24 protein-coding genes are annotated in these 18,950 nt (G+C 42.1%); 12 read left to right on the top strand and 12 right to left on the bottom strand.

The window, feature by feature from the left end; genetic code table 11:
* Positions 1-116 precede the first annotated feature (116 nt).
* Positions 117-1,649, top strand: coding sequence for a bifunctional GNAT family N-acetyltransferase/carbon-nitrogen hydrolase family protein (locus tag ENH88_RS13625; protein ID WP_304182878.1), 1,533 nt, complete (start codon positions 117-119; stop codon positions 1,647-1,649).
* A complete protein-coding gene (locus tag ENH88_RS13620) occupies positions 1,649-1,966 on the top strand; it encodes a DMT family transporter (RefSeq protein ID WP_304182876.1) in 318 nt (105 codons plus the stop codon). The genes ENH88_RS13625 and ENH88_RS13620 overlap by 1 nt, the downstream gene beginning before the upstream one ends.
* Positions 1,967-2,021: 55 nt before the next feature.
* On the opposite strand, the gene ENH88_RS13615 is transcribed toward ENH88_RS13620, so the two are convergent.
* The gene (locus tag ENH88_RS13615) at positions 2,022-2,903 is read right to left on the bottom strand and encodes a DMT family transporter (RefSeq protein WP_304182874.1); all 882 of its coding nucleotides are present in this window, start codon (positions 2,901-2,903) and stop codon (positions 2,022-2,024) included.
* Between the two features lie 260 nt (positions 2,904-3,163).
* On the opposite strand from ENH88_RS13615, the gene ENH88_RS13610 reads away from it, so the two are divergent.
* Positions 3,164-3,547: an MAPEG family protein gene (locus ENH88_RS13610; protein ID WP_304182870.1), complete on the top strand. Its 384-nt coding sequence runs from the start codon at positions 3,164-3,166 to the stop codon at positions 3,545-3,547.
* 69 nt (positions 3,548-3,616) lie between these two features.
* Here the strand turns inward: ENH88_RS13610 and ENH88_RS13605 are convergent, their stop codons facing one another.
* The 3 genes from ENH88_RS13605 to ENH88_RS13595 form a co-directional block, all read right to left on the bottom strand.
* Positions 3,617-4,828, bottom strand: a complete 1,212-nt coding sequence (locus ENH88_RS13605; RefSeq protein ID WP_304182867.1) for a M56 family metallopeptidase — start codon at positions 4,826-4,828, stop codon at positions 3,617-3,619.
* Positions 4,829-4,837: 9 nt separating this feature from the next.
* Positions 4,838-5,212, bottom strand: coding sequence for a BlaI/MecI/CopY family transcriptional regulator (locus ENH88_RS13600; RefSeq protein ID WP_064666829.1), 375 nt, complete (start codon positions 5,210-5,212; stop codon positions 4,838-4,840).
* 82 nt (positions 5,213-5,294) lie between these two features.
* On the bottom strand, positions 5,295-5,987 hold the full coding sequence (locus ENH88_RS13595) for a pseudouridine synthase (protein ID WP_304182865.1): 693 nt from the start codon (positions 5,985-5,987) through the stop codon (positions 5,295-5,297).
* Positions 5,988-6,072: 85 nt separating this feature from the next.
* On the opposite strand from ENH88_RS13595, the gene ENH88_RS23215 reads away from it, so the two are divergent.
* The 3 genes from ENH88_RS23215 (at position 6,073) to ENH88_RS13580 (ending at position 7,099) form a co-directional block, all read left to right on the top strand.
* The gene (locus ENH88_RS23215) at positions 6,073-6,279 is read left to right on the top strand and encodes a DUF6482 family protein (RefSeq protein WP_304182864.1); all 207 of its coding nucleotides are present in this window, start codon (positions 6,073-6,075) and stop codon (positions 6,277-6,279) included.
* A 180-nt stretch (positions 6,280-6,459) separates the two neighbouring features.
* Positions 6,460-6,642 carry a DUF6482 family protein gene (locus ENH88_RS13585; RefSeq protein WP_304182863.1) on the top strand — a complete coding sequence of 61 codons (183 nt, stop codon included), beginning with the start codon at positions 6,460-6,462 and terminating at the stop codon, positions 6,640-6,642.
* Positions 6,643-6,688: 46 nt separating this feature from the next.
* A complete protein-coding gene (locus tag ENH88_RS13580; RefSeq protein WP_304182862.1) occupies positions 6,689-7,099 on the top strand; it encodes a GNAT family N-acetyltransferase in 411 nt (136 codons plus the stop codon).
* On the opposite strand, the gene ENH88_RS13575 is transcribed toward ENH88_RS13580, so the two are convergent.
* The 8 genes from ENH88_RS13575 to lptM form a co-directional block, all read right to left on the bottom strand.
* Positions 7,092-7,448: a HopJ type III effector protein gene (locus tag ENH88_RS13575; RefSeq protein WP_304182860.1), complete on the bottom strand. Its 357-nt coding sequence runs from the start codon at positions 7,446-7,448 to the stop codon at positions 7,092-7,094. The genes ENH88_RS13580 and ENH88_RS13575 overlap by 8 nt on opposite strands.
* 8 nt (positions 7,449-7,456) lie before the next feature.
* Positions 7,457-8,569, bottom strand: coding sequence for a retroviral-like aspartic protease family protein (locus ENH88_RS13570; protein WP_304182858.1), 1,113 nt, complete (start codon positions 8,567-8,569; stop codon positions 7,457-7,459).
* A 17-nt stretch (positions 8,570-8,586) separates the two neighbouring features.
* A complete protein-coding gene (locus ENH88_RS13565) occupies positions 8,587-9,300 on the bottom strand; it encodes an HAD-IA family hydrolase (protein ID WP_304182857.1) in 714 nt (237 codons plus the stop codon).
* 12 nt (positions 9,301-9,312) lie between these two features.
* Positions 9,313-10,278 carry a tyrosine recombinase XerC gene (locus ENH88_RS13560; protein WP_304182856.1) on the bottom strand — a complete coding sequence of 322 codons (966 nt, stop codon included), beginning with the start codon at positions 10,276-10,278 and terminating at the stop codon, positions 9,313-9,315.
* Positions 10,275-10,907 carry a DUF484 family protein gene (locus ENH88_RS13555; RefSeq protein ID WP_304182855.1) on the bottom strand — a complete coding sequence of 211 codons (633 nt, stop codon included), beginning with the start codon at positions 10,905-10,907 and terminating at the stop codon, positions 10,275-10,277. Before ENH88_RS13555 ends, ENH88_RS13560 begins: the two co-directional genes overlap by 4 nt.
* Positions 10,904-11,734: a diaminopimelate epimerase gene (dapF, locus tag ENH88_RS13550; RefSeq protein ID WP_304182853.1), complete on the bottom strand. Its 831-nt coding sequence runs from the start codon at positions 11,732-11,734 to the stop codon at positions 10,904-10,906. Before dapF ends, ENH88_RS13555 begins: the two co-directional genes overlap by 4 nt.
* Positions 11,735-11,796: 62 nt before the next feature.
* A complete protein-coding gene (gene lysA / locus ENH88_RS13545) occupies positions 11,797-13,050 on the bottom strand; it encodes a diaminopimelate decarboxylase (RefSeq protein WP_304182852.1) in 1,254 nt (417 codons plus the stop codon).
* Positions 13,050-13,244 (bottom strand): LPS translocon maturation chaperone LptM, encoded by a 195-nt coding sequence (lptM, locus tag ENH88_RS13540; RefSeq protein ID WP_304182850.1) that lies wholly within the window; start codon positions 13,242-13,244, stop codon positions 13,050-13,052. Before lptM ends, lysA begins: the two co-directional genes overlap by 1 nt.
* Positions 13,245-13,392: 148 nt before the next feature.
* Here lptM and cyaY point away from each other — a divergent pair, with 148 nt between their 5' ends.
* The 6 genes from cyaY to ENH88_RS13510 form a co-directional block, all read left to right on the top strand.
* Positions 13,393-13,716: an iron donor protein CyaY gene (gene cyaY, locus ENH88_RS13535; protein WP_304182848.1), complete on the top strand. Its 324-nt coding sequence runs from the start codon at positions 13,393-13,395 to the stop codon at positions 13,714-13,716.
* Positions 13,713-14,369: an alpha/beta hydrolase gene (locus ENH88_RS13530; RefSeq protein WP_064666844.1), complete on the top strand. Its 657-nt coding sequence runs from the start codon at positions 13,713-13,715 to the stop codon at positions 14,367-14,369. Before cyaY ends, ENH88_RS13530 begins: the two co-directional genes overlap by 4 nt.
* A 24-nt stretch (positions 14,370-14,393) precedes the next feature.
* The gene (locus tag ENH88_RS13525) at positions 14,394-15,257 is read left to right on the top strand and encodes a DUF2914 domain-containing protein (protein WP_304182847.1); all 864 of its coding nucleotides are present in this window, start codon (positions 14,394-14,396) and stop codon (positions 15,255-15,257) included.
* Between the two features lie 63 nt (positions 15,258-15,320).
* Positions 15,321-16,259 carry a hydroxymethylbilane synthase gene (hemC, locus tag ENH88_RS13520; RefSeq protein ID WP_304182918.1) on the top strand — a complete coding sequence of 313 codons (939 nt, stop codon included), beginning with the start codon at positions 15,321-15,323 and terminating at the stop codon, positions 16,257-16,259.
* A complete protein-coding gene (locus ENH88_RS13515) occupies positions 16,260-18,125 on the top strand; it encodes a uroporphyrinogen-III C-methyltransferase (protein ID WP_304182846.1) in 1,866 nt (621 codons plus the stop codon).
* On the top strand, positions 18,122-18,950 hold an 829-nt coding region (locus ENH88_RS13510), incomplete at its 3' end, for a heme biosynthesis HemY N-terminal domain-containing protein (RefSeq protein WP_304182845.1). The genes ENH88_RS13515 and ENH88_RS13510, both read left to right, overlap by 4 nt.

Here is an 18,950-nt window from a genome sequence, read left to right as displayed (position 1 = left end):
TATCTTAAAAATAAACCAGCGCTAAGTATGCTGCACTAAGCAAACGTTCAGAGCTGAAAAGGTATGATGTCGTATTGAATATCAAATTTAATGTCCTACGCCTAAAGGAGTTGTGTATGTCGGCAGAAAAAACCCATCTAGAGATTTGTAATTTAACCAAAGAGCAGTATCCACAAGTAAAAACCTTGATGGATCAAGCTTATCCAGATTTAGGTGGTGCGTGGCCAAGCCATACTATATTTCGGTTGATTGACCAGTTCCCGGAAGGACAGTTGGGCATGGTGGATGATGGCGTGCTGGTAGGGATTGCGCTGAGCGTGCAAGTGGATTACACGCGTTTTTCTAATCCGCACACCTATGAAGATATTGTTGACGGCCATGATCGGGTATTTAGTGACCCTGATGGTGATGCGCTGTATGGGTTGGATGTGGTTATTTCGCCTACTCATCGTGGTATGCGTTTAGGGCGCAGGCTTTATGATGCGCGTAAAGAATTGTGTCGTCAGTATAATCTGCGGGCTATTTTGGCTGGTGGACGTATTCCGCGTTATTACAACCACAGCAGTGACATGAGTCCAACAGAATATATTGCCAAGGTCGATCATAAAGAGCTGTATGATCCAATTTTAAGTTTTCAATTATCGAATGATTTTCAGGTTAAACGGTTGCTTAAAAAATATTTACCGGAAGATCAAAATTCGGTGGGTTATGCCACGCTACTTGAGTGGAATAACATTATGTTTGAACCGACCGACACGGTACTTGAATCAACAAAGTCGATAGTACGAGTTGGCGCAGTACAGTGGCAAATGCGCAGTGTTGAGTCGGTTGAAGAAATGCTCACCCAGGTTGAATATTTTGTAGACACAGTGTCTGACTATAAAAGTGATTTTATTCTCTTCCCTGAGTTTTTTAATGCACCACTTATGGGACTTAGTGAGCAAAGAAATCAAACCGAGGCTATTCGTTATTTAGCTGAATATACAGAGACTTTCCGTGATGCGATGTCGCGCATGGCGATTGAATATAACGCTAATATTATTACCGGCTCAATGCCGCTGGCTGAAGGCGATAAAATTTATAACGTCAGTTATCTGTGTCATCGCAGCGGTAAAATTGACGAACAACGTAAAATTCATATCACCCCTCATGAGCAAAATGATTGGGTGATCCAAGGCGGCGATAAAATTGCGGTATTTGATACCGATGCGGGTCGCGTGGGTATTCAAATTTGCTACGATGTTGAATTTCCTGAATTGTCACGAATTTTAGCAAAACAAGGTTTAGATATTTTGTTTGTGCCATTTTGGACCGACACTAAAAATAGTTATTTACGAGTACGTCACTGTGCACAAGCACGGGCGATTGAAAACGAATGCTACGTGGTTATTGCCGGCTCTGTGGGTAATTTACCGGAAGTAGAAAGTCTTGATGTGCAGTATTCACAATCAGCGGTATTAACACCGTCTGATTTTTCATTCCCTCATGATGCGACGCTTAATGAAGCAACCCCCAATACTGAAATGCTGTTATTTAGTGATTTAGATATGGATAAATTAAAAGTTTTGCACAGTGAAGGCACGGTGCGTAACTTAAAAGATCGTCGTGAGGATCTGTACGATGTAATATTGAAAAAGAGAGAAAATTAATGGCGTGGATTTATTTAATTATTGCCGGCTTATTGGAGATTGGTTGGCCGGTGGGATTAAAAATGTCGCAAGAGGGTGAAAATCGCTGGTTAGGTATTGGCATTGCTGTGGCGTTTATGGTCGCCAGTGGTTTTATGTTATGGCTGGCACAGCGTGATATCTCGATGGGCACGTCTTACGCGGTATGGACCGGTATAGGTGCAGCTGGAACATTTATTGTCGGTATTTTATTTTATAACGATGCGGCGACATTTGGTCGTATTGCCGGGGTGTTGATGATCATCAGCGGCGTGATCACCTTAAAAATTAGTCATTAATTCAGTGGATTAAAAAATGAAAGGCGGCCACGTTACAGTGAGCCGCCGTTGTTGCTTAGATCGAAGGCAACATCACTAACACCGCCGCAATGGCAATTAATAGCAGCCCTGCGCTGTCTTGGCGTTTTAATGGTTGCTTGAGCCACAACACTGAGATCAAAATAGTAAAAAACACTTCCACTTGTCCTAAGGTTTTAACATAGGCGACATGCTGTAAACTCATCGCACTAAACCAGCCAATCGAACCGACACAACTAAAGAAACTCACTGCACTGGTGGTTTTTTTATGTGCCCACATAGCGCGAAATGTAGGGCGCTCTTTTACTGCAATATAGCCACAAAGCATAATGGTTTGTAGGCTAATAATAAGCAGTAAAACCCATGCTGCTGAATAAGGAAACGACAGGCCTGAGTTTAGGCTTGCTTCACGTATCCATGACGAAGAAAGGGCGAATGCGGTGCCACAGGCTAAACCTAACAAGGCGGTTTTGAGGCTAAAGTGCTTAATATTCGTAATGCCACTTAATAGTAATACTGCAATTGATCCAAGAAATACGCCAAGCCAGCCGAGTAAAGATAGCGTCGCGCCAAAAAACAACACTCCCAAAATGGCGGCAACCAGCGCTTCACTTTTCGCAAGTCCCGCACCGACTGCAAAATTATTCATTTTAAATAATTTCACCATCAGCCCAGTGGCAATAATTTGCACTATGCTTGCGCCGACAATATAACCAATAAAAATAAGGTTGAAAGAGGGTAAGGGGGCATCTTGGTAGCTATATAATGCAATTAAATAAGCTAATGCAAGCGGGCTTGCCAGTATAAAGCGCGCTAAAGTGACGCCTGCAACACTGACATGTGCACTTAGCTTACTTTGTAAAGCGTTGCGCCATGACTGCATAAAAGCAGCTAAAATAGTTAAAAAGATCCAGATCATAATGAAAAAATAGCAAGTGAGAGAGGCGGATACGTTACCAGTGCAAGGGTGCTAAAGCGAACTAAGAATAGTAAAAATGAAAATATCTCAACTGCGACAATATGTCACAGCTGCAAAATGCTCACACTGAGCTATAGTTAAAGTGATGTTATTGTTAGCCGCTATTGTTTAGTAAGCAACGGCGGCTTTTTTATTACTCGGTTTTTTACACTATGCGCTTAGCTATGTTAAGTTGATGAGCACAACGATAAGGAGTAATAATGACTATTTTATTAATTTGTGCGCTGCTTGCTGTGTTGATGCCTTACTTTGCCAAAGCACCCGTGGCAGTTGCGATGAACAAGCTAAATGGCTATGACAATAAGCATCCTCGTGACCAACAATCTAAACTAACGGGCTTTGGTGCAAGAGCTTTGGCTGCACATCAAAATTGCTTTGAATCACTGGCAGTATTTGCAGTGGCTTTAGCCGTAGTTCTAGGTACTAATAACGTTCATCAAGTCACGGAATTACTGGCTATTGCTCATATTATTTCGCGTACTTTATATTGTGTTTTTTATTATCTAAATTTAGATGTACTGCGCTCATTAGTCTGGTTTGTTGGGTTAGCAACCGCAGTTGCCATGATTATTGTGTGTATTTAAAAACAACTAAAACGCCAAAGCAAGCGGCTTAAATAAGGCGCTTGCTTTAGAGTCTTCGCTTGTTAAAATTTACTTAGCCGCAACAGTCACCTTTTCAATAAGATCTGCTGATTTGTAATCTTTATCTATAGCAAAGTCTAGCTGTACCAATACATCTTTAAAGCCCGAATCAGAAGGCTTATATTGCCATTGCATTAACGCTTTTTTTGCCTCTCTATCGAATACCCCTTCAGGCTTGGCATTCACAACCGACACATTTTGTGTCTTTCCGGCTGGGCTAATATCGTATTTTAATACTACTGAACCGCTGATACCTTGTTCAGCTGCCTGTATCGGGTATAAAGGCTCAATTCGCATAATCGGTGCAATCGACTGCTGTGCGGCTTTTGCTGCTGGCTGTTTAGCAATAGCAACGCTGCTTAACATCCCTGCGGCAAAAATTAGCAGTGCGCCCTTGGCAACCCTTGAGCTATTGCCATTGTGTTTGATTTGATTGAGTCGTTGTAACATAGTGTTTTTATCTCCATAGTGTGAATAAGCCATCAAGCCTGCACGACTATTCGCTGCGCAATTAATGAGGGCCTTGCTGTATAAAATTCGTTGTTGGATGCTCTTATTGATTAGAACTTTTTCATCACATGACAGCTCTTGTAGGCGCCTGAAACTCAGGTAACCTATCCATGCTAGCGGGTTAAACCAAAACACCAAAGTGGTCATCAATAACAGCATATTGAGCAAATTATCGGCACGCTTTATATGTACTTGTTCATGCTCAATGATCAGCTTTAATGAGACGCTATCGGTTTTTTGCAAATAGCCAGTTGGCAACACTAACTGAGTACGTAATAAACCAATCACCATCGGTGTACTGATAGCATCACTTTGTAGTAACTGAATACCTGGATTATCCTTTGCAAACTGTTCATCATTAAGAGCAGTCAAACGCAGTTGCTTGATAAAGCGTTGGTGTGTCAGCGTGGCAATCACAGCCAATAAGCTGAATACCACGCCATACAGTAGCGCCCAATTAATGCTGAAATCAGCTACCAAGGCTTGATTTGGAGTGATCAACATAGTGCTTATAGCTGCACTTTGTAATGGTTTTAAATGGGCTGGTAAATTAGCAAGCAACAGGGCGATGGGTATTAGCAGCCATAGCTTATAGACAAAGTTTGCACTGAGCCATTTTAACAAATAGCGCTCTAAAATGAGCAGGCTAACGATCAGTATGCTGAGCAATAGTTGTTGCTCAATCAGCCAGTTTAAGGTTATTTCTAGCATCTTAAATCCTTACTTTTGCTGTTTTTCCCAGTCATCAATGACTTTTTTTAGCTCGTTGATGTCTTGTTGAGAAAGTTGCTCAGATTTCGCAAAACCACTAACTAAAGGTGCAATGCGGCCACTAAAAAATCGCTCAATAAAGTTTTGGCTTTCTTTTAGCGTGTATTCAGCACGTTCCATACAGGGCGTGTAAATATATTGCCGGCCATCTTTTTCAAAGCTCAAAGCGCCTTTTTTAACTAACCGACCGAGCAAGGTTTTAATGGTTTTTTCGTGCCACTGCTTTTCATCGCTTAAGCGTTCAATAATTTGGCTCGCTGTTGCTGGGTAGCTCAACCAAAGTGCATCGAGTACTTCAAATTCTGCTTTCGATAATTCAATCATTAATATGTTGCCTACAAATGTAATCTATAAATTAAGATTACACCTGTAATCATTATTTGCAACTGTTTTGTGTAAAAAATAATTAATTTTTTAAAATATCGGATTTATTGATTTTAAGGTAGCTGTTTTCAGGGAGGTTGAGCGTAGCCAGATTAAGGTCGCTAATTTGCTCACGATATAGATCAATCACCGTATAGCCACAGTAATGAGCCATTTTCCGGATTTGGCGATTAAGGCCTTGCTTTAAAATAATACTGAACTGGCAGTCGGCTATTTTTTCCACCGTACAGGGTAAGGTGATTTGTTTATTTACAGGAACGCCCTGAGCCATTTTTTGGCAAAAGTCGTCATCCAAAGGTTTGTCAACGGTGACTAAATAGCGTTTTGGTTGGTGGAAGTCAGGGTGGATCAACTGATTACAAAATTCACCATCATTAGTCAGTATTAACAGACCACGAGAATCTTTATCTAGCCTGCCAATCGGGTATACACGGGTATTTGTTGGTAGATGGTGAATTAAGCTGCTTGGATCATGTTGATTAAGCTTGCAATCAATGCCCACGGGTTTGTGGTAAGCGTAATAAACCCGTGCGGCTTTACCTTGGATACGCGTGCTATTGACACGTATATCGTCGTTATCATCAACGTGATCAATATGATTGGCTGGGCGGTTATTTACGCTCACCACACCTTCATCAATTAGCCGCGAGGCTTGTTTACGAGAACAAACGCCAGCATGGGCAAGGTATTTAGCTAGACGAGTTTTCTCGCTCATAAATTAAGTCGCTTCGGTTTAAATTGATCAAAGTATATCAAAGCAACGTACAGATCACTTAATCCACTGTAAAAAGGGTTTTACCATGGCGATTAAATTATCAGAACTTAAAAACCATCAGCCTTTGCAAAAAGTCATTGTTCACTCATTGGAAATGGCTTTATACAATGTGTCGGTGATGATCAATAATGTTGAGTACTATATACCCAAGCCACCTCAATATACAGAATTCAGCGTTTCACAGGGGCTTAATATCAAGGCGTTACTTTGCAAGAATGGCAATCCCTTTTAAGAAGTAACAACGATGAGAGTAAGTGCCTGTGAAGCGCCCAATGGGTTGGTTTAAAAGCGATTTATACTGCGTTATTGATTTTAACAATAGAACCACTATTACTTGCAATCAATGCCTTGCCTAAATCGCTTTTAATTCCAACTGAAACTCGCATCTTGAGGTGGTTTGGGTATATAACGGATGAGCAGGGGGGAGTTTATCCGTGGCTTAAGTCCATTGCATATTCAAAAACGACTCGACCACCTTAGTTATGCGCAAATGGTATTGCGGCACACCAGTGCATACGATGAAATGTGTGGCCAGAGTGAAAAAGTGGCCAGTAATATGCTTGAAGTGCCTTATGGTAAAAATCATTTGTATTAACTTGTTAGTCATTTAAACTGACCTTTTAACTTGGTAAACAGCGACCATGTATCAGTTTGAAAATGATGATTCACAGATATTAGAACAGTTATTACGTGAGCAAATAGTTGCTTATAATCAAGCTCACTTTGATGCCCAAAGACTGCCATTGGGGTGTAAATTTGTTGATGAAAATCAGCAAGTGGTGGCGGCTGTCGCTGCTCAATTATTTGGTAACTGGTTACAAATAAATTGGCTTTGGTGTGATGAAAAAGCACGCGGTCAAGGCTTAGCCAGTAAGTTACTTAGCGCGATCGAACTAAAGGGTAAGCAGTTAGGTGCGCTGCAAGTTCAGCTTGATACTTTAGATTTTCAAGCTAAACCATTTTATGAACGCCGTGGTTATGAGGTTAAATATCAACTCGATAATTATCCTTGCTCTGGCACCCGCTACTTTATGGAAAAATCACTTAGTTAGCTGTTAATGGCTCGCCATCAAAAGTAATGCCCAAGAAGGGGGTTATTTCTGGTGCCAGCATAAACGTACGAATGTTCATGTGATCGTGTTCATTAGGATGACCAAGTACATCATCACGATAAAATGCGCCAAAGCAATCTAGGGTATTTTGTTTACTTAGCTGGTTCAGTTTAGCAAAAGCAAAAATTTTACATGAGCCATTATTTTCACCAGCGGCACTTTTTAAGCCGTGGTTATTGAATGCGCAGGCTGTAAAAGTATAGTTTGCTTCAATCACTGCCATCGTATCGGCAAATGCAATGGTGTGTGGCTCATTAGCCAGACGGCTTAAAAAATCGTTGAGTGTCATCGTCATCCTTATTTAGCTAACTCTAGCTGATTAGTTTGTTGATTAATATTAAATTTAAACAACTGTAAAAAATTCATGCCGAGTAATCCATAACCACTATGGTTATCAATTACTAACACTTCAAAGTTTTCAATGTATTGCTGGCCAATTAAAATTGAATCAAGTTGGTAGCGTTTTGCGATTACTTGGCCGTTGGCGGTATTGATGTTTAAGCTATCAATATAGTCGGGTATTGGCCGTAATGCTTGAAATACGTTATTTGGTAATACGGTAAAGCTTGCCCCAGTATCTATCATTAGTTGGGTGTTGAGCGCATCGTTGATTTGCATATCTAATAAATAGTGGACGCCGTATGGACGTAATGGCACTAGATCAATGCCGCTTTGCGCTTGTGCTATGCGTGTTTGTAATTCAGCAACCTGTGCTTGTAATGGATGTTCCACAGGAAAGCGCTCTAATGTTGCTTGCGCGCTTAGCAGATCCTCGAGATGGTAATACGCATTAGCGAGTGCGAATAAGTAATTAGGATTTTCGTTATCATAGTCAAGCCACACTAAGGTTTGATTGATGGTTTTTTGCCACGCGTGCTGCTCTGTAAGCGTTTTTATTTGTGCGATAGTCAATTGTATTAAACGCATATTAATGGCTGCTTGCTGGCTTTCATTGGCAAGTGATTGCAATGAGAGTAACGCAACAATAGCTTGGTGCCGCTGCTGGTTTTTCACTAAACGTTCGCCGTCGAGCTGCAACATATTTATATCGTATGGGTAGCTGTTTAAAAATAATTGCAAAAAAGTCTCTGCAACGGTGAGCTCATTATTTTTTAACCAGCTATCGAGTTTATCCAACCATAAAAAGTAAAGTTGTTCAGCTTGTAATGGTTGGCTTGTAGTTAATGCTTGGTAGCTGGCTAAGGCAGCCGTAAACTGTCGCTGATTAAATTGCTGTAGAGCTTGCTGATAGAGTGATTGCTGATTGTTTGCAACGACAACTGATGGCGACAATTTAACCGCTGTTTGCGGGGCTGTTGCTTGCTGCTGTGGCCACAATAAATAGCCATTAAGTGCCACTGATAGCAGTAGCAGCAGCGTGATCAGTTTAGTAACAGCAGTCCCTTTCATTGCTCGCTCCTAGAATATTATGGCTGGCTTAAAAAGTGTTTAAGCGCTTGAATATCAGTTATTTCAATATCGGCTAAGCCTTTGTAGGCATATTTAGCTGGTTGGTCATTTAACCAAAGTGACTGACAACCCGCATTATGTGCACCTTGTACATCGGTGTCTAAACTATCGCCGATGTGCAAAATATGCCGAGTTGGTACGCCAAGCGCGGCGGCGGCCTGCTCAAACATCGTGCTATGAGGTTTCGCTTTACCGTGAATGCCTGCTTGTAAAACCAGTTCAAATACACCATTTAAGTTAAAACGTTCGATTTCTACATTACCATTGGTAATAGCAATTAAGCGATAGCGTTTACTCAGTTGTGAAAGTAAATCGAGCACTTTATCATCCACCACAATTTGGCTGCGGGCATCAGCAAATGCTTGATACGCATTATTAGCATGGCGTTCGAGCTCTGCGTTTTTATAACCGAGCTTTGCCAGTGCTGTACGCAGAGTGCTTTTGCGCCATTGCGTAACATTGTCGACTAACTCGGGGTTATCCAGTAGCGCCTGCTCACGGCATTGTTGCCAAAAGTCTTTGCCTTGTGCTTGCCAGTTTGGCAGTGCATTGAGGTAATTTATCTGTGCTTGAACGGCTGCTGTAATAATCGGATGGTTATTGTATAAGGTGTCGTCTAAGTCAAAACTCAGTACGGTAAAAGGTGAAATGGCACGATTAAAGCGGATCATATCAGCTCCTTGCTAGTCGGGATTTGAGCGTTTTTTAGCGCGAGGGTGAGTGTTGTCGTACACTTTTGCTAAATGTTGAAAGTCTAAATGAGTATACACTTGGGTGGCCGATAAGCTGCTATGGCCTAATAGCTCTTGTACTGCTCGCAAGTCGCCCGATGATTCTAGAATATGTGAGGCGAATGAATGGCGCAATTTATGCGGATGAACTTGGCTGCTAATACCTTGTTTTATGCCCCACTCTTGCATACGAAGCCTTACATGACGCGCTGAAATTCGGCACTTTTTGCTACTGACAAATACTGCAATTTCTTCTGGATGAGCAAATTGCGGGCGTAGTTTGAGCCATTTATTTAATGATTCGAGTGCTTTGCCACCAACAGGTAATAACCGTTCTTTATTTCCTTTACCTCTAACTAAAATCTCAGCTGAACTGCGGTTAATATCTTGCAAGTTAGCGCCCACTAGCTCGCTTATCCTTAAACCAGAAGAATACATTAATTCCATCATCGCCTGATCGCGCACCGCCAGCGGATCGTCATCGTGAATATCCAGTAACCGCGCCATTTGATCGACATCGAGATTTTTAGGTAATGGCTTGGCAAATTTAGGGCCTTTGATTGCTTCTGCCGGATTATGGTAATGACCTTGTTGGCTGACATTTTTAGTTTTTAAAAATTTATATAAACTGCGAATACAGCTGAGTTTTAAACTAATCGTACGGCCGCTTAATTGTTTGCTGCGAAGTTGCATACTGTAACGACGTATATGCTCCCCCTGTACGCTTGACCAATCATTACACAGTTTACTGAAATACAAGGCGGCAAAGTTTAGTTGGCTAGTGTATTGGCTAATAGTGTGCGGTGAGTATTGTCTTTCGAAGCGTAAATAGTCACTAAATAATAAGATTGGCGTGCGCCACTTATCGCTTAGCTGGTTACATAATTGCTCAACATCTGGCGGCTGCTGCTCGCTCATGCTTGCTCTAGTTCCAATTCCAACAGTCTAAGTTGCAGTGAACGAACAAACTCCAGCACAAATAAACTGTCTTTTGCCGGTTCGAAGTGATTTGCATCTGCACTACCAAATGCCAAAATAGCGATAGGGTGCTGACTGTTACCAATTAAATACAGCGCAGTTGATTGTGTCGCAGGACTGAACAGTAAATCGCGTTCTTGCTGATTTACGCGACCCAAATAAACGCCATTATGCTGTAAGCGGTGCTCAATGAGGTGCGCAAATTTTTCATCATACTTAAGCAAGTGGCATTCATTAATCGCCGGATTGGTACAAATAATATTGCGTAAGTTGATTGCTAAGGTTTTAAAATCGTAGTTGGTCCACAGTTGGCGGTGACACTCGCTGAACAAGCTATAAATGAGCTCATTTTCTTTTGCGTGCTTAATTAAGTTGTCAATTTTGCTTTTCAGCATGGTGTTGTGTTCACGCAATTGCCGTTGCTGAATGTGCACTAATGAGGTCGCGCCTTGCGCTTGCTGCAGCTCAAGTTGGGCTAATAGTGCTGGATTTTGAGCTAAAAATAAGGGGTTTTGTTGTAAAAACTCACTAACTTGCTCATTAGTTACTTTGTCGTTTGAGTTACTCATAAAGCAACTTGCCCATCAAATACATGCTCGGCAGGGCCGGTCATACGTACTGGATGGCCTTCACCTTGCCAGCGAATTTGTAAACTACCACCCGGTAAATCGACCTGTACTGTGGTGGATAATTTACTTTGAATTTGGCCAATCACCATCGCGGCACAGGCGCCGGTACCGCAGGCGAGCGTTTCGTTAACGCCACGTTCCCAAACTCGCAGTTTAATATGTTCAGAATTGATCACTTGCATAAAACCCACGTTAACGCGCTGCGGAAAACGTTCATGATTTTCAAGTAGCGGGCCTAAAGTGCTGACGTCAGCGGTGTCTATATCATCAACTTCAAGTACACAATGTGGGTTACCCATTGATACAGCACCACTAAATACGGTGTGTTCTTCTGCTCGAATAATATAAGTCAGTTCACGCTTAGTCGCTTTGAGTGGGATTTTACTCGGTTCGAAATTAGGGTGGCCCATGTTCACGGTGACTTGGCCATCTTTTTCGATGTATAAGGTTAAATTACCTGATTTAGTCGATACGGTGACTTTATGTTTATTAGTAAGGCCTTTCATCCGTACAAAACGGGCAAAACAGCGAGCGCCATTGCCGCATTGTTCTACTTCGTTACCGTCAGCATTAAAAATACGATAATGGAAATCAAGATCGGGAGAATAAGGCGCTTCAACCATTAATAGTTGGTCAAAGCCGATGCCGAAATGGCGATCTGCCAGTTTTTTTATTTGGTCTCGTGACAAGAAAACGTTCTGTGTAATGTTATCAATTACAACAAAATCGTTGCCTAAGCCGTGCATTTTAGAAAAATTAACTAACATAGCGCTCTAATTCGGGTTGCTCTGCGCTAATCATGCCACAGAGCAGCCTCGTTACAAAAAGTTTATGGTAAAATTTTCTCACCTTGCCATAGACTTTCCAGAGTTTCGCGGGCGCGGATCAAATGACTCTGCTCGCCATCGACCATGATCTCTGCCACACGTGGCCGTGAGTTATAATTTGAGCTCATGGTAAAACCGTAGGCACCAGCACTGCGCTGGGCAAGTAAATCACCTTGTTGTAAGGCTAACTGGCGATCTTTACCTAAAAAGTCACCGGTTTCACACACTGGACCAACAATATCAAAGTTGTATGTGGGTGTGTCGTCATTACGCGGCGTTACCGGCACAATGTTTTGCCACGCTTGATATAAAGCAGGGCGCAGCATATCGTTCATACCCGCATCAACGATTGCAAAAAACTTATCTTGGTTTTGTTTTATAAACTCAACTTTTGTAACCAAAATACCCGCATTGGCAGCAATCGCACGGCCCGGTTCAAAAATAAGTTCTAAGTGTTGATAATCAGTTAAACGATCGGTGATATGTGCCACATATTCACTTGGATGCGGTGGTGCTTCGCCGTTGTATGGTACCCCTAAACCACCACCAATATCTAAGTGGCTAAGTTCAATACCGTTGGCTTTTAAATCGTCAATCAGTGCCAGTACTTTATCTAGCGCTTCAAGAAATGGTTTTATCTCAGTAAGCTGCGAGCCAATATGACAATCAACCCCAGTGATTTTTAAACCAGGTAATGACGCAGCATATTGATAAACGCTGACAGCGGTAAGGATATCGATCCCAAACTTATTCTCTTTTAAACCCGTTGAAATATATGGGTGAGTTTTTGCATCGATATCAGGATTCACCCGAATCGAAATAGGCGCTATTAAGTTAAGCTCGCTGGCAACTTCAGAGATGCGATCTAGTTCAGACACCGACTCAACATTAAAGCATTTAATGCCGAGCTTGAGTGCATAGGCAATTTCGTCAGCTGTTTTCGCAACCCCTGAAAACACCACTTTTTTGGCATCGCCGCCGGCCGCAATGACGCGGGCAAGTTCACCTTTAGAAACAATATCAAACCCTGAACCTAAACGAGCTAGCACATTTAACACTGCGATGTTTGAATTAGCTTTTACCGCATAACAGACTAAGTTTTTATGGTTGGTCGCGGCCTCGGCAAAGGCAAGATAATGGCGTTCAAAGGTTTTGCGGGAATAGATATAACAAGGCGTTCCGTATTGCGCTGCAAGCTCACTGACAGCGATGTCCTCAGCGTACAGCTGGTTATTTTTATAGTCAAAAAAGTCCATTATTGGTCCTGTTTCGATTCAGTTGTTGATGATGGGGTTTTGGTAGCGGGTGGCGCTACTTGTTCTGGTTGATTTGGTTCGACTTTATCTTCCGGTAAATACAGTGGCCCGCTTTGTCCGCAGCCAGCTAAAGTGATGAGTAGTACACCAAGTGGGGAAAGTCGTTTTAATTGTTTAAGATGCATCTCTTTCATTAGATTAATCGCGTTGCTGGCTTTATAATCGCAGATTAACAGAATATCTAAAAAATGCAGCTATTCGCGGATGAATTTATTCCTGTTACACTGTCTGCATGCAATTCGTACCGAATACCTGGCTAAATGCCCGTAAAAGGAAACAATTATGACTGATCATGAATACCACCAATTAGCCGAAGCACTTATGTTCACTATTGAAGAACAAGTGGATGACTGTGAAGCCGACTTAGACTATGAATCTGGCGAAGGTATTTTGGAAATTATTTTTGCGGATCGCAGTAAAATTGTCATTAATAAGCAAGCGCCTTTACATCAAGTATGGGTTGCGACTAAGTTTAATGGTCATCACTTTGAATTACGTGGTGATCAGTGGATTGATAACCGCTCAGGCGCTGAGTTTTGGCAATTTATGAATGAAGCAGCAACGCGTCAAGCAGGTCAAACTGTGCAGTGGCAATCAGAGTTATGAGTTTAGCGTTTGTAGAGTACCCAGCTAAGGGTGAACATAAAGCGACGATTATCTGGTTACATGGTTTAGGTGATTCAGGCGATGGTTTTTTACCTGTTGCATCGCAACTTGCGTTACCTGATGAGCTAGGTTTGCGGTTTGTGTTTCCGCATGCGCCAGTGCAACCGGTCACCATTAATGGTGGTATGGCAATGCGTTCTTGGTATGATATTAAATCAATGGATTTAGACAAGCGCGCCGATGAAACTGGAGTTCGTGAATCAGCAGCTAAAGTTGAGCAGCTAATTAACCAAGAGCTTGATAATGGTATTGCTGCGGATAAAATTATTTTGGCGGGTTTTTCACAAGGTGGCGTTATTACGCTGCATTTAGCGCCGCGCTTACAGCAGAAGCTGGCTGGTGTAATGGCGCTGTCGACATACATGTGCGTGCCTGAGAAATTAACCGCAGAAGCAAAACACACAGATTTAAATGTATTTATGGCTCATGGTAGTCAAGATCCAGTTGTTCCTTGTGAGGCTGGTCGTCATGCGTTTGATGTATTAACAGCGCATAACATGGAGGTAAGTTGGCAAGATTACCCAATGGGCCACCAGGTCTGTGGGGAAGAACTTTTGGCGATCCGTCATTGGTTGATTGCTCGCTTAAGTTAATAGTGTTGAGTAGCCGAGGCTAAAATGAAACAAAAAATAGTGATCACAGCAAATATGAGTCGTGCGGCAGCACCTATCGCCCCTGAAGTAACCTATCAATGGCACTGGAAGCGCATTGTGACAGTTATGTTATTAGTGGTATTTGCGTTAGTTATTTTTACTTATAGCCTATTAGGCTCGGTTAACGCAGAGCAAAATGAACAACAACCAACAGACAATCCAGCCCCGCTTGTTATTGCCGCGAGTGATGATGAAATGTCGTTAGTCGATCTAAATCATGATGAAGAGACTGAGCTTGAATCGGCGACTGCTGCACCGGTTATTGCAGCCGTTAGTGAAAATAACAAGGATGATGTAACAGAATTAGTTACTGAGCCAGAACGGCAAGTTGTTGCTGTGAGTGAGCCTGAACAAAGTGAAACTCCAGCAGTTATCAGCGCAGTTACAGCTGATAGCAATGATGAGTTGCTTGAACGTGATGGTGTTGCAGAATCAGTCGATAGCTTTGCAGATTCAGCGCATGTAGCCAGTGTAGCGCTTGGTGCACGAATTGATACCGACAAAGTAAGTCGCGCAGTGTTGACTCGAGAGGTCGTGGATCGTGAGCCTGTTAATGTATTTAAAGCAGATGTACGGTTTAATGAATTTACCGACACGATGGCATTTTTTAGCGAACTTAAAAATCTGCAAGGGCAAAAAGTGAAGCATGTTTGGCGCTATGAAGATAAAGTGCTAGCCAGCATTGAACTTGATGTTACTTCTCCTCGCTATCGTACTTTCTCCAATAAAACTATTTTACCTGAACAAGTTGGCAATTGGCGCGTTGATGTTGTTGATGAACAGGGCCGTTTATTGGCACAAAAAGAATTTCGCATTTTAGCTGAGTAATTGATTAGCATATTTTAAGACTTAGCAAAGAAAATTAATTGGACTCCTTTTATGACTGAAAAAGTGACACAAAAATCGCAACTTATCCGTATTGCGACACGGAAAAGTGCCTTAGCATTATGGCAAGCTGAATTTGTAAAAGCACAACTTGAGCATTTTCATGCTGACCTTACTGTTGAGTTGGTGCCTATGTCGACCCAAGGCGATATTATTTTAGATACTCCGCTTGCAAAAATTGGTGGCAAAGGACTGTTTGTTAAAGAGCTTGAACAAGCCATGCTTGATGGCCGCGCTGATATCGCGGTGCATTCAATGAAAGATGTACCGGTAGATTTTCCACAAGGTTTAGCACTGCATACTATCTGTGAGCGTGAAGATCCACGGGACGCGTTTGTATCAAATAGCTTTGATAACATTGCACAGTTACCACAAGGTGCTATTGTTGGTACATCTAGCTTGCGTCGTCAGTGCCAAATACGTGCATTGCGACCTGATTTAGAAATTCGCGATTTACGCGGTAACGTCAATACCCGCTTAGCTAAGCTTGATGATGGCCAATATGATGCGATTATTTTAGCAGCCGCGGGTTTAATTCGTTTAGCAATGCATGACCGTATTAAAGCCTTTATTGAGCCAGAACAATCGCTACCAGCCAATGGCCAAGGTGCCGTTGGCATTGAATGTCGTATTGATGATGAAGTAACCAAAGCGTTACTTGCACCATTGGAACACAATGAAACACGCATTCGCGTAAATGCAGAGCGTGCCATGAATCGCCGTTTAGAAGGTGGTTGCCAAGTGCCAATTGGTGCTTATGCTTTAGTTGATGGCGAGCAAGTACATTTACGTGGCTTAGTTGGCGCGATTGATGGCAGCGAAATTTTACATGCTGAAATCAGTGGTCATGCTCGCGATGCAGAACAACTGGGTGTACAACTGGCCGAGCAATTACTTGCATTAGGCGCAGATAAAATTTTAGCAGACGTATATAGAGACGCATAAATGTCACAGATCCTGATAACTCGCCCACATGGAAAAGGCGCCGACCTTGCAGAGCAACTGTCGCAAGGGGGTTATCAGGCGACTTTATTTCCGGTTTTAAAAATTGATTATTTCACCCCAGATAACACCCAGCTCAGCCCCTTATTGAATGCAGATAAAATTATTTTTATCTCCCAAGATGCAGTCAAAGCATTGTTGGCCCTTAAGCCCGATATAAATATCAAAGCACAATTTTATGCCGTAGGCGAACAAACCGCTGAAGCCATTTGGCAGGCGTTTGGGGTGCGAGCCGCAGTGCCTAAGCAGCATGATTCCGAAGGGTTATTAGCGCTAAAGTCATTACAGCAGATTGATGGGCAGAATATAGTGTTGGTCAAAGGTAAAGATGGCCGAGCAACGATTGCAAAAAACCTCAAGCAGCGTGGGGCATTTTTAAATAATTTAGTCGTCTATCAACGTGGCCCTGTAGAAGGTAATGCAACTGACTGGATAGACCACTGGCAAAGCCTTGATGTTAAAGGTATAGTCATAACAAGTAATGCGGCAGTCGATGCAATTTTTCGTGAACTGGGCGCAAAACAATTAGAGTGGATCAGACGCTGCCAGTTTTATGTTGCCAGTGCTCGCATCAGTGAACACCTTGCGGCGCAACAGATTGACTCGGCAAATATACACATTGCTGCAGGTGCAAGCGATAGCGCTATGTTTACTTGTATCAGCGAAGGTAACATTATGAGTGAAGACACAAAGCCAACATCTCAGCTTGCTGACACTAAAGCAACGCAAAGCAGTTCAACCAAGGCGAATGCTAAGGTTGCAGACTCTCCTTCGGCAACAAAAAAAGACTTTGCTATGAATCAAAAACCCAACCCAACTAACAAACAAAAAGTAAGTAAAACTGGCAGCTTAGCATTATTGATCTCGTTAATTGTGGCAGCTGGTGTGGGCTATCAGTTTTATCAAAAATTAAATACGCAGCAGCAAGAAAATCTGTTAGTTAATCAGTTATCAGCTGACAACCAACTACTCAGTAAAGAGCTACAAGCCGTTAAAGTTGCGCAGCAAACCTTGCAACAAGCACTGTTTAATAGTGAGCAAAAAGTGACGGCAGCTTTAGCTGCAAGTGAAGCTGAAACACAGCAGCAATTAGAAAGTGCCTTGCAGCGTGCAGAGCAACAAACATATAGCCTTAATCCACAAGAGGTGACTAGTTTACAGCGTATGGCTGAGTTTAAACTGTGGGCTGAAAAAGATTACCAAGGCGCAACTGCCGTGTTGTCTCGTTTAGATGCGTTACTTGCAGAGCATCCTGGAACTGGCGCTATTCGCCAAGCTATACATCAGGACTTGCAAGCATTAAGCATTGTAAAAAGTGTGCCAGTTGAAGCCATTTATTTGCAGCTACATGGTGTACTAGGACAAGTTGATAAACTGACTTTTAATGCGGTTGCATTACCACAAGAAGTGGAGCAAGAAGAGCAACATGCATTGAGCGAAAACGTTAGTGACTGGCAGCAAAATCTAGCTAATACCTGGCATCAAATGATGGATGGCTTTATAAAAATCCGCCAACGTGAAGATGTTGCTATTGAAGCACTGCTTACAGAGCAAGAACGCCACCTAATTAAACAACGTTTGAGTTTGTATTTATCACAAGCTCAAGATGCTTTATTAACTAAACAGGCGAGTGTTTATTTTACTGCCTTAAACCAAGCAAGTGAATTAGTTAATGACTACTTTAAGCAAGATGATCCGCAAACCCAAAGCGTGTTGAAAGCGTTAGCTGCATTGAATAAAGAGTCATTAAACTTTAATCCAGAGATCACTTTGAAAAGTACTGAGCAGGTCAAGGAGTGGGCACAATGATCCGCTTAATCTTAGTTATTTTAGCGATTGTAGTATTGCTTGCTGTTGCGCCATTGTTACTCGGCGAAACAGGCTATGTATTGATCTCATTTAAGCAAACAACAATTGAGGGCTCCATTGTTGCATTTGCAATTACAGCATTAGCGATATTTATTGGTGCTTATTTAATTTATAAATTAGTGCGTTACTTATGGTCTTTATACAGCAATACTCGCCATCGTTTTTTTGCCCGTAGTGAAGAGCGTAAACAAGCGGCAATTGAGCAAGGTGTATGGAGCTTAATTAATGGCGATAGTGAGCAACTTGAACTTGCGCTGGCAAACAATAGTGTGGCTGATAATTGGCAAGATGTGCGCTATGCGTTACTAGCCAAAGCGGCATTACAAAACAATGAGCCTAACAAGGCAATTGCGTTACTTGATCAAATCTCACCAGAAAATCAATTAAAGGCGGCGAAGCTTTGGCTAGCCAGTGGTGATAGCAGTACCGTGACCGGTGAATTAAAACTATTAGCGGAGGCTAAAAAAGCCACCGCCTTGGAACTAAAACTGTATGCCGAAGTACTTGTTCAGCAACAAAAATGGACTGCACTTGAGCAGTTTATGCCGCGTTTATTAGCCAAAAAAGCGTTAACGGATAGTCAGTGGGCGATATTATTGACCAGCTATTTTATGGCTCAGCCAGAATCGCAATTAACCGATAAGTATCAGCAACTTTCTAAAAACGTAAAAGCAAAAGCACATGCTTGTTATTTAGCGGCAATGGCAAAAGCTGGGCGTTTAAATGAGATTGAACTAAGTTTACTTAAAATGCTGAAAAAACCAG

Source organism: Pseudoalteromonas prydzensis, from assembly GCF_011050055.1.
GTDB lineage: Bacteria > Pseudomonadota > Gammaproteobacteria > Enterobacterales > Alteromonadaceae > Pseudoalteromonas > Pseudoalteromonas prydzensis_A.
Note: the sequence above shows the minus strand (reverse complement) of the source record. Positions and strands in the feature narration are given on the sequence as shown.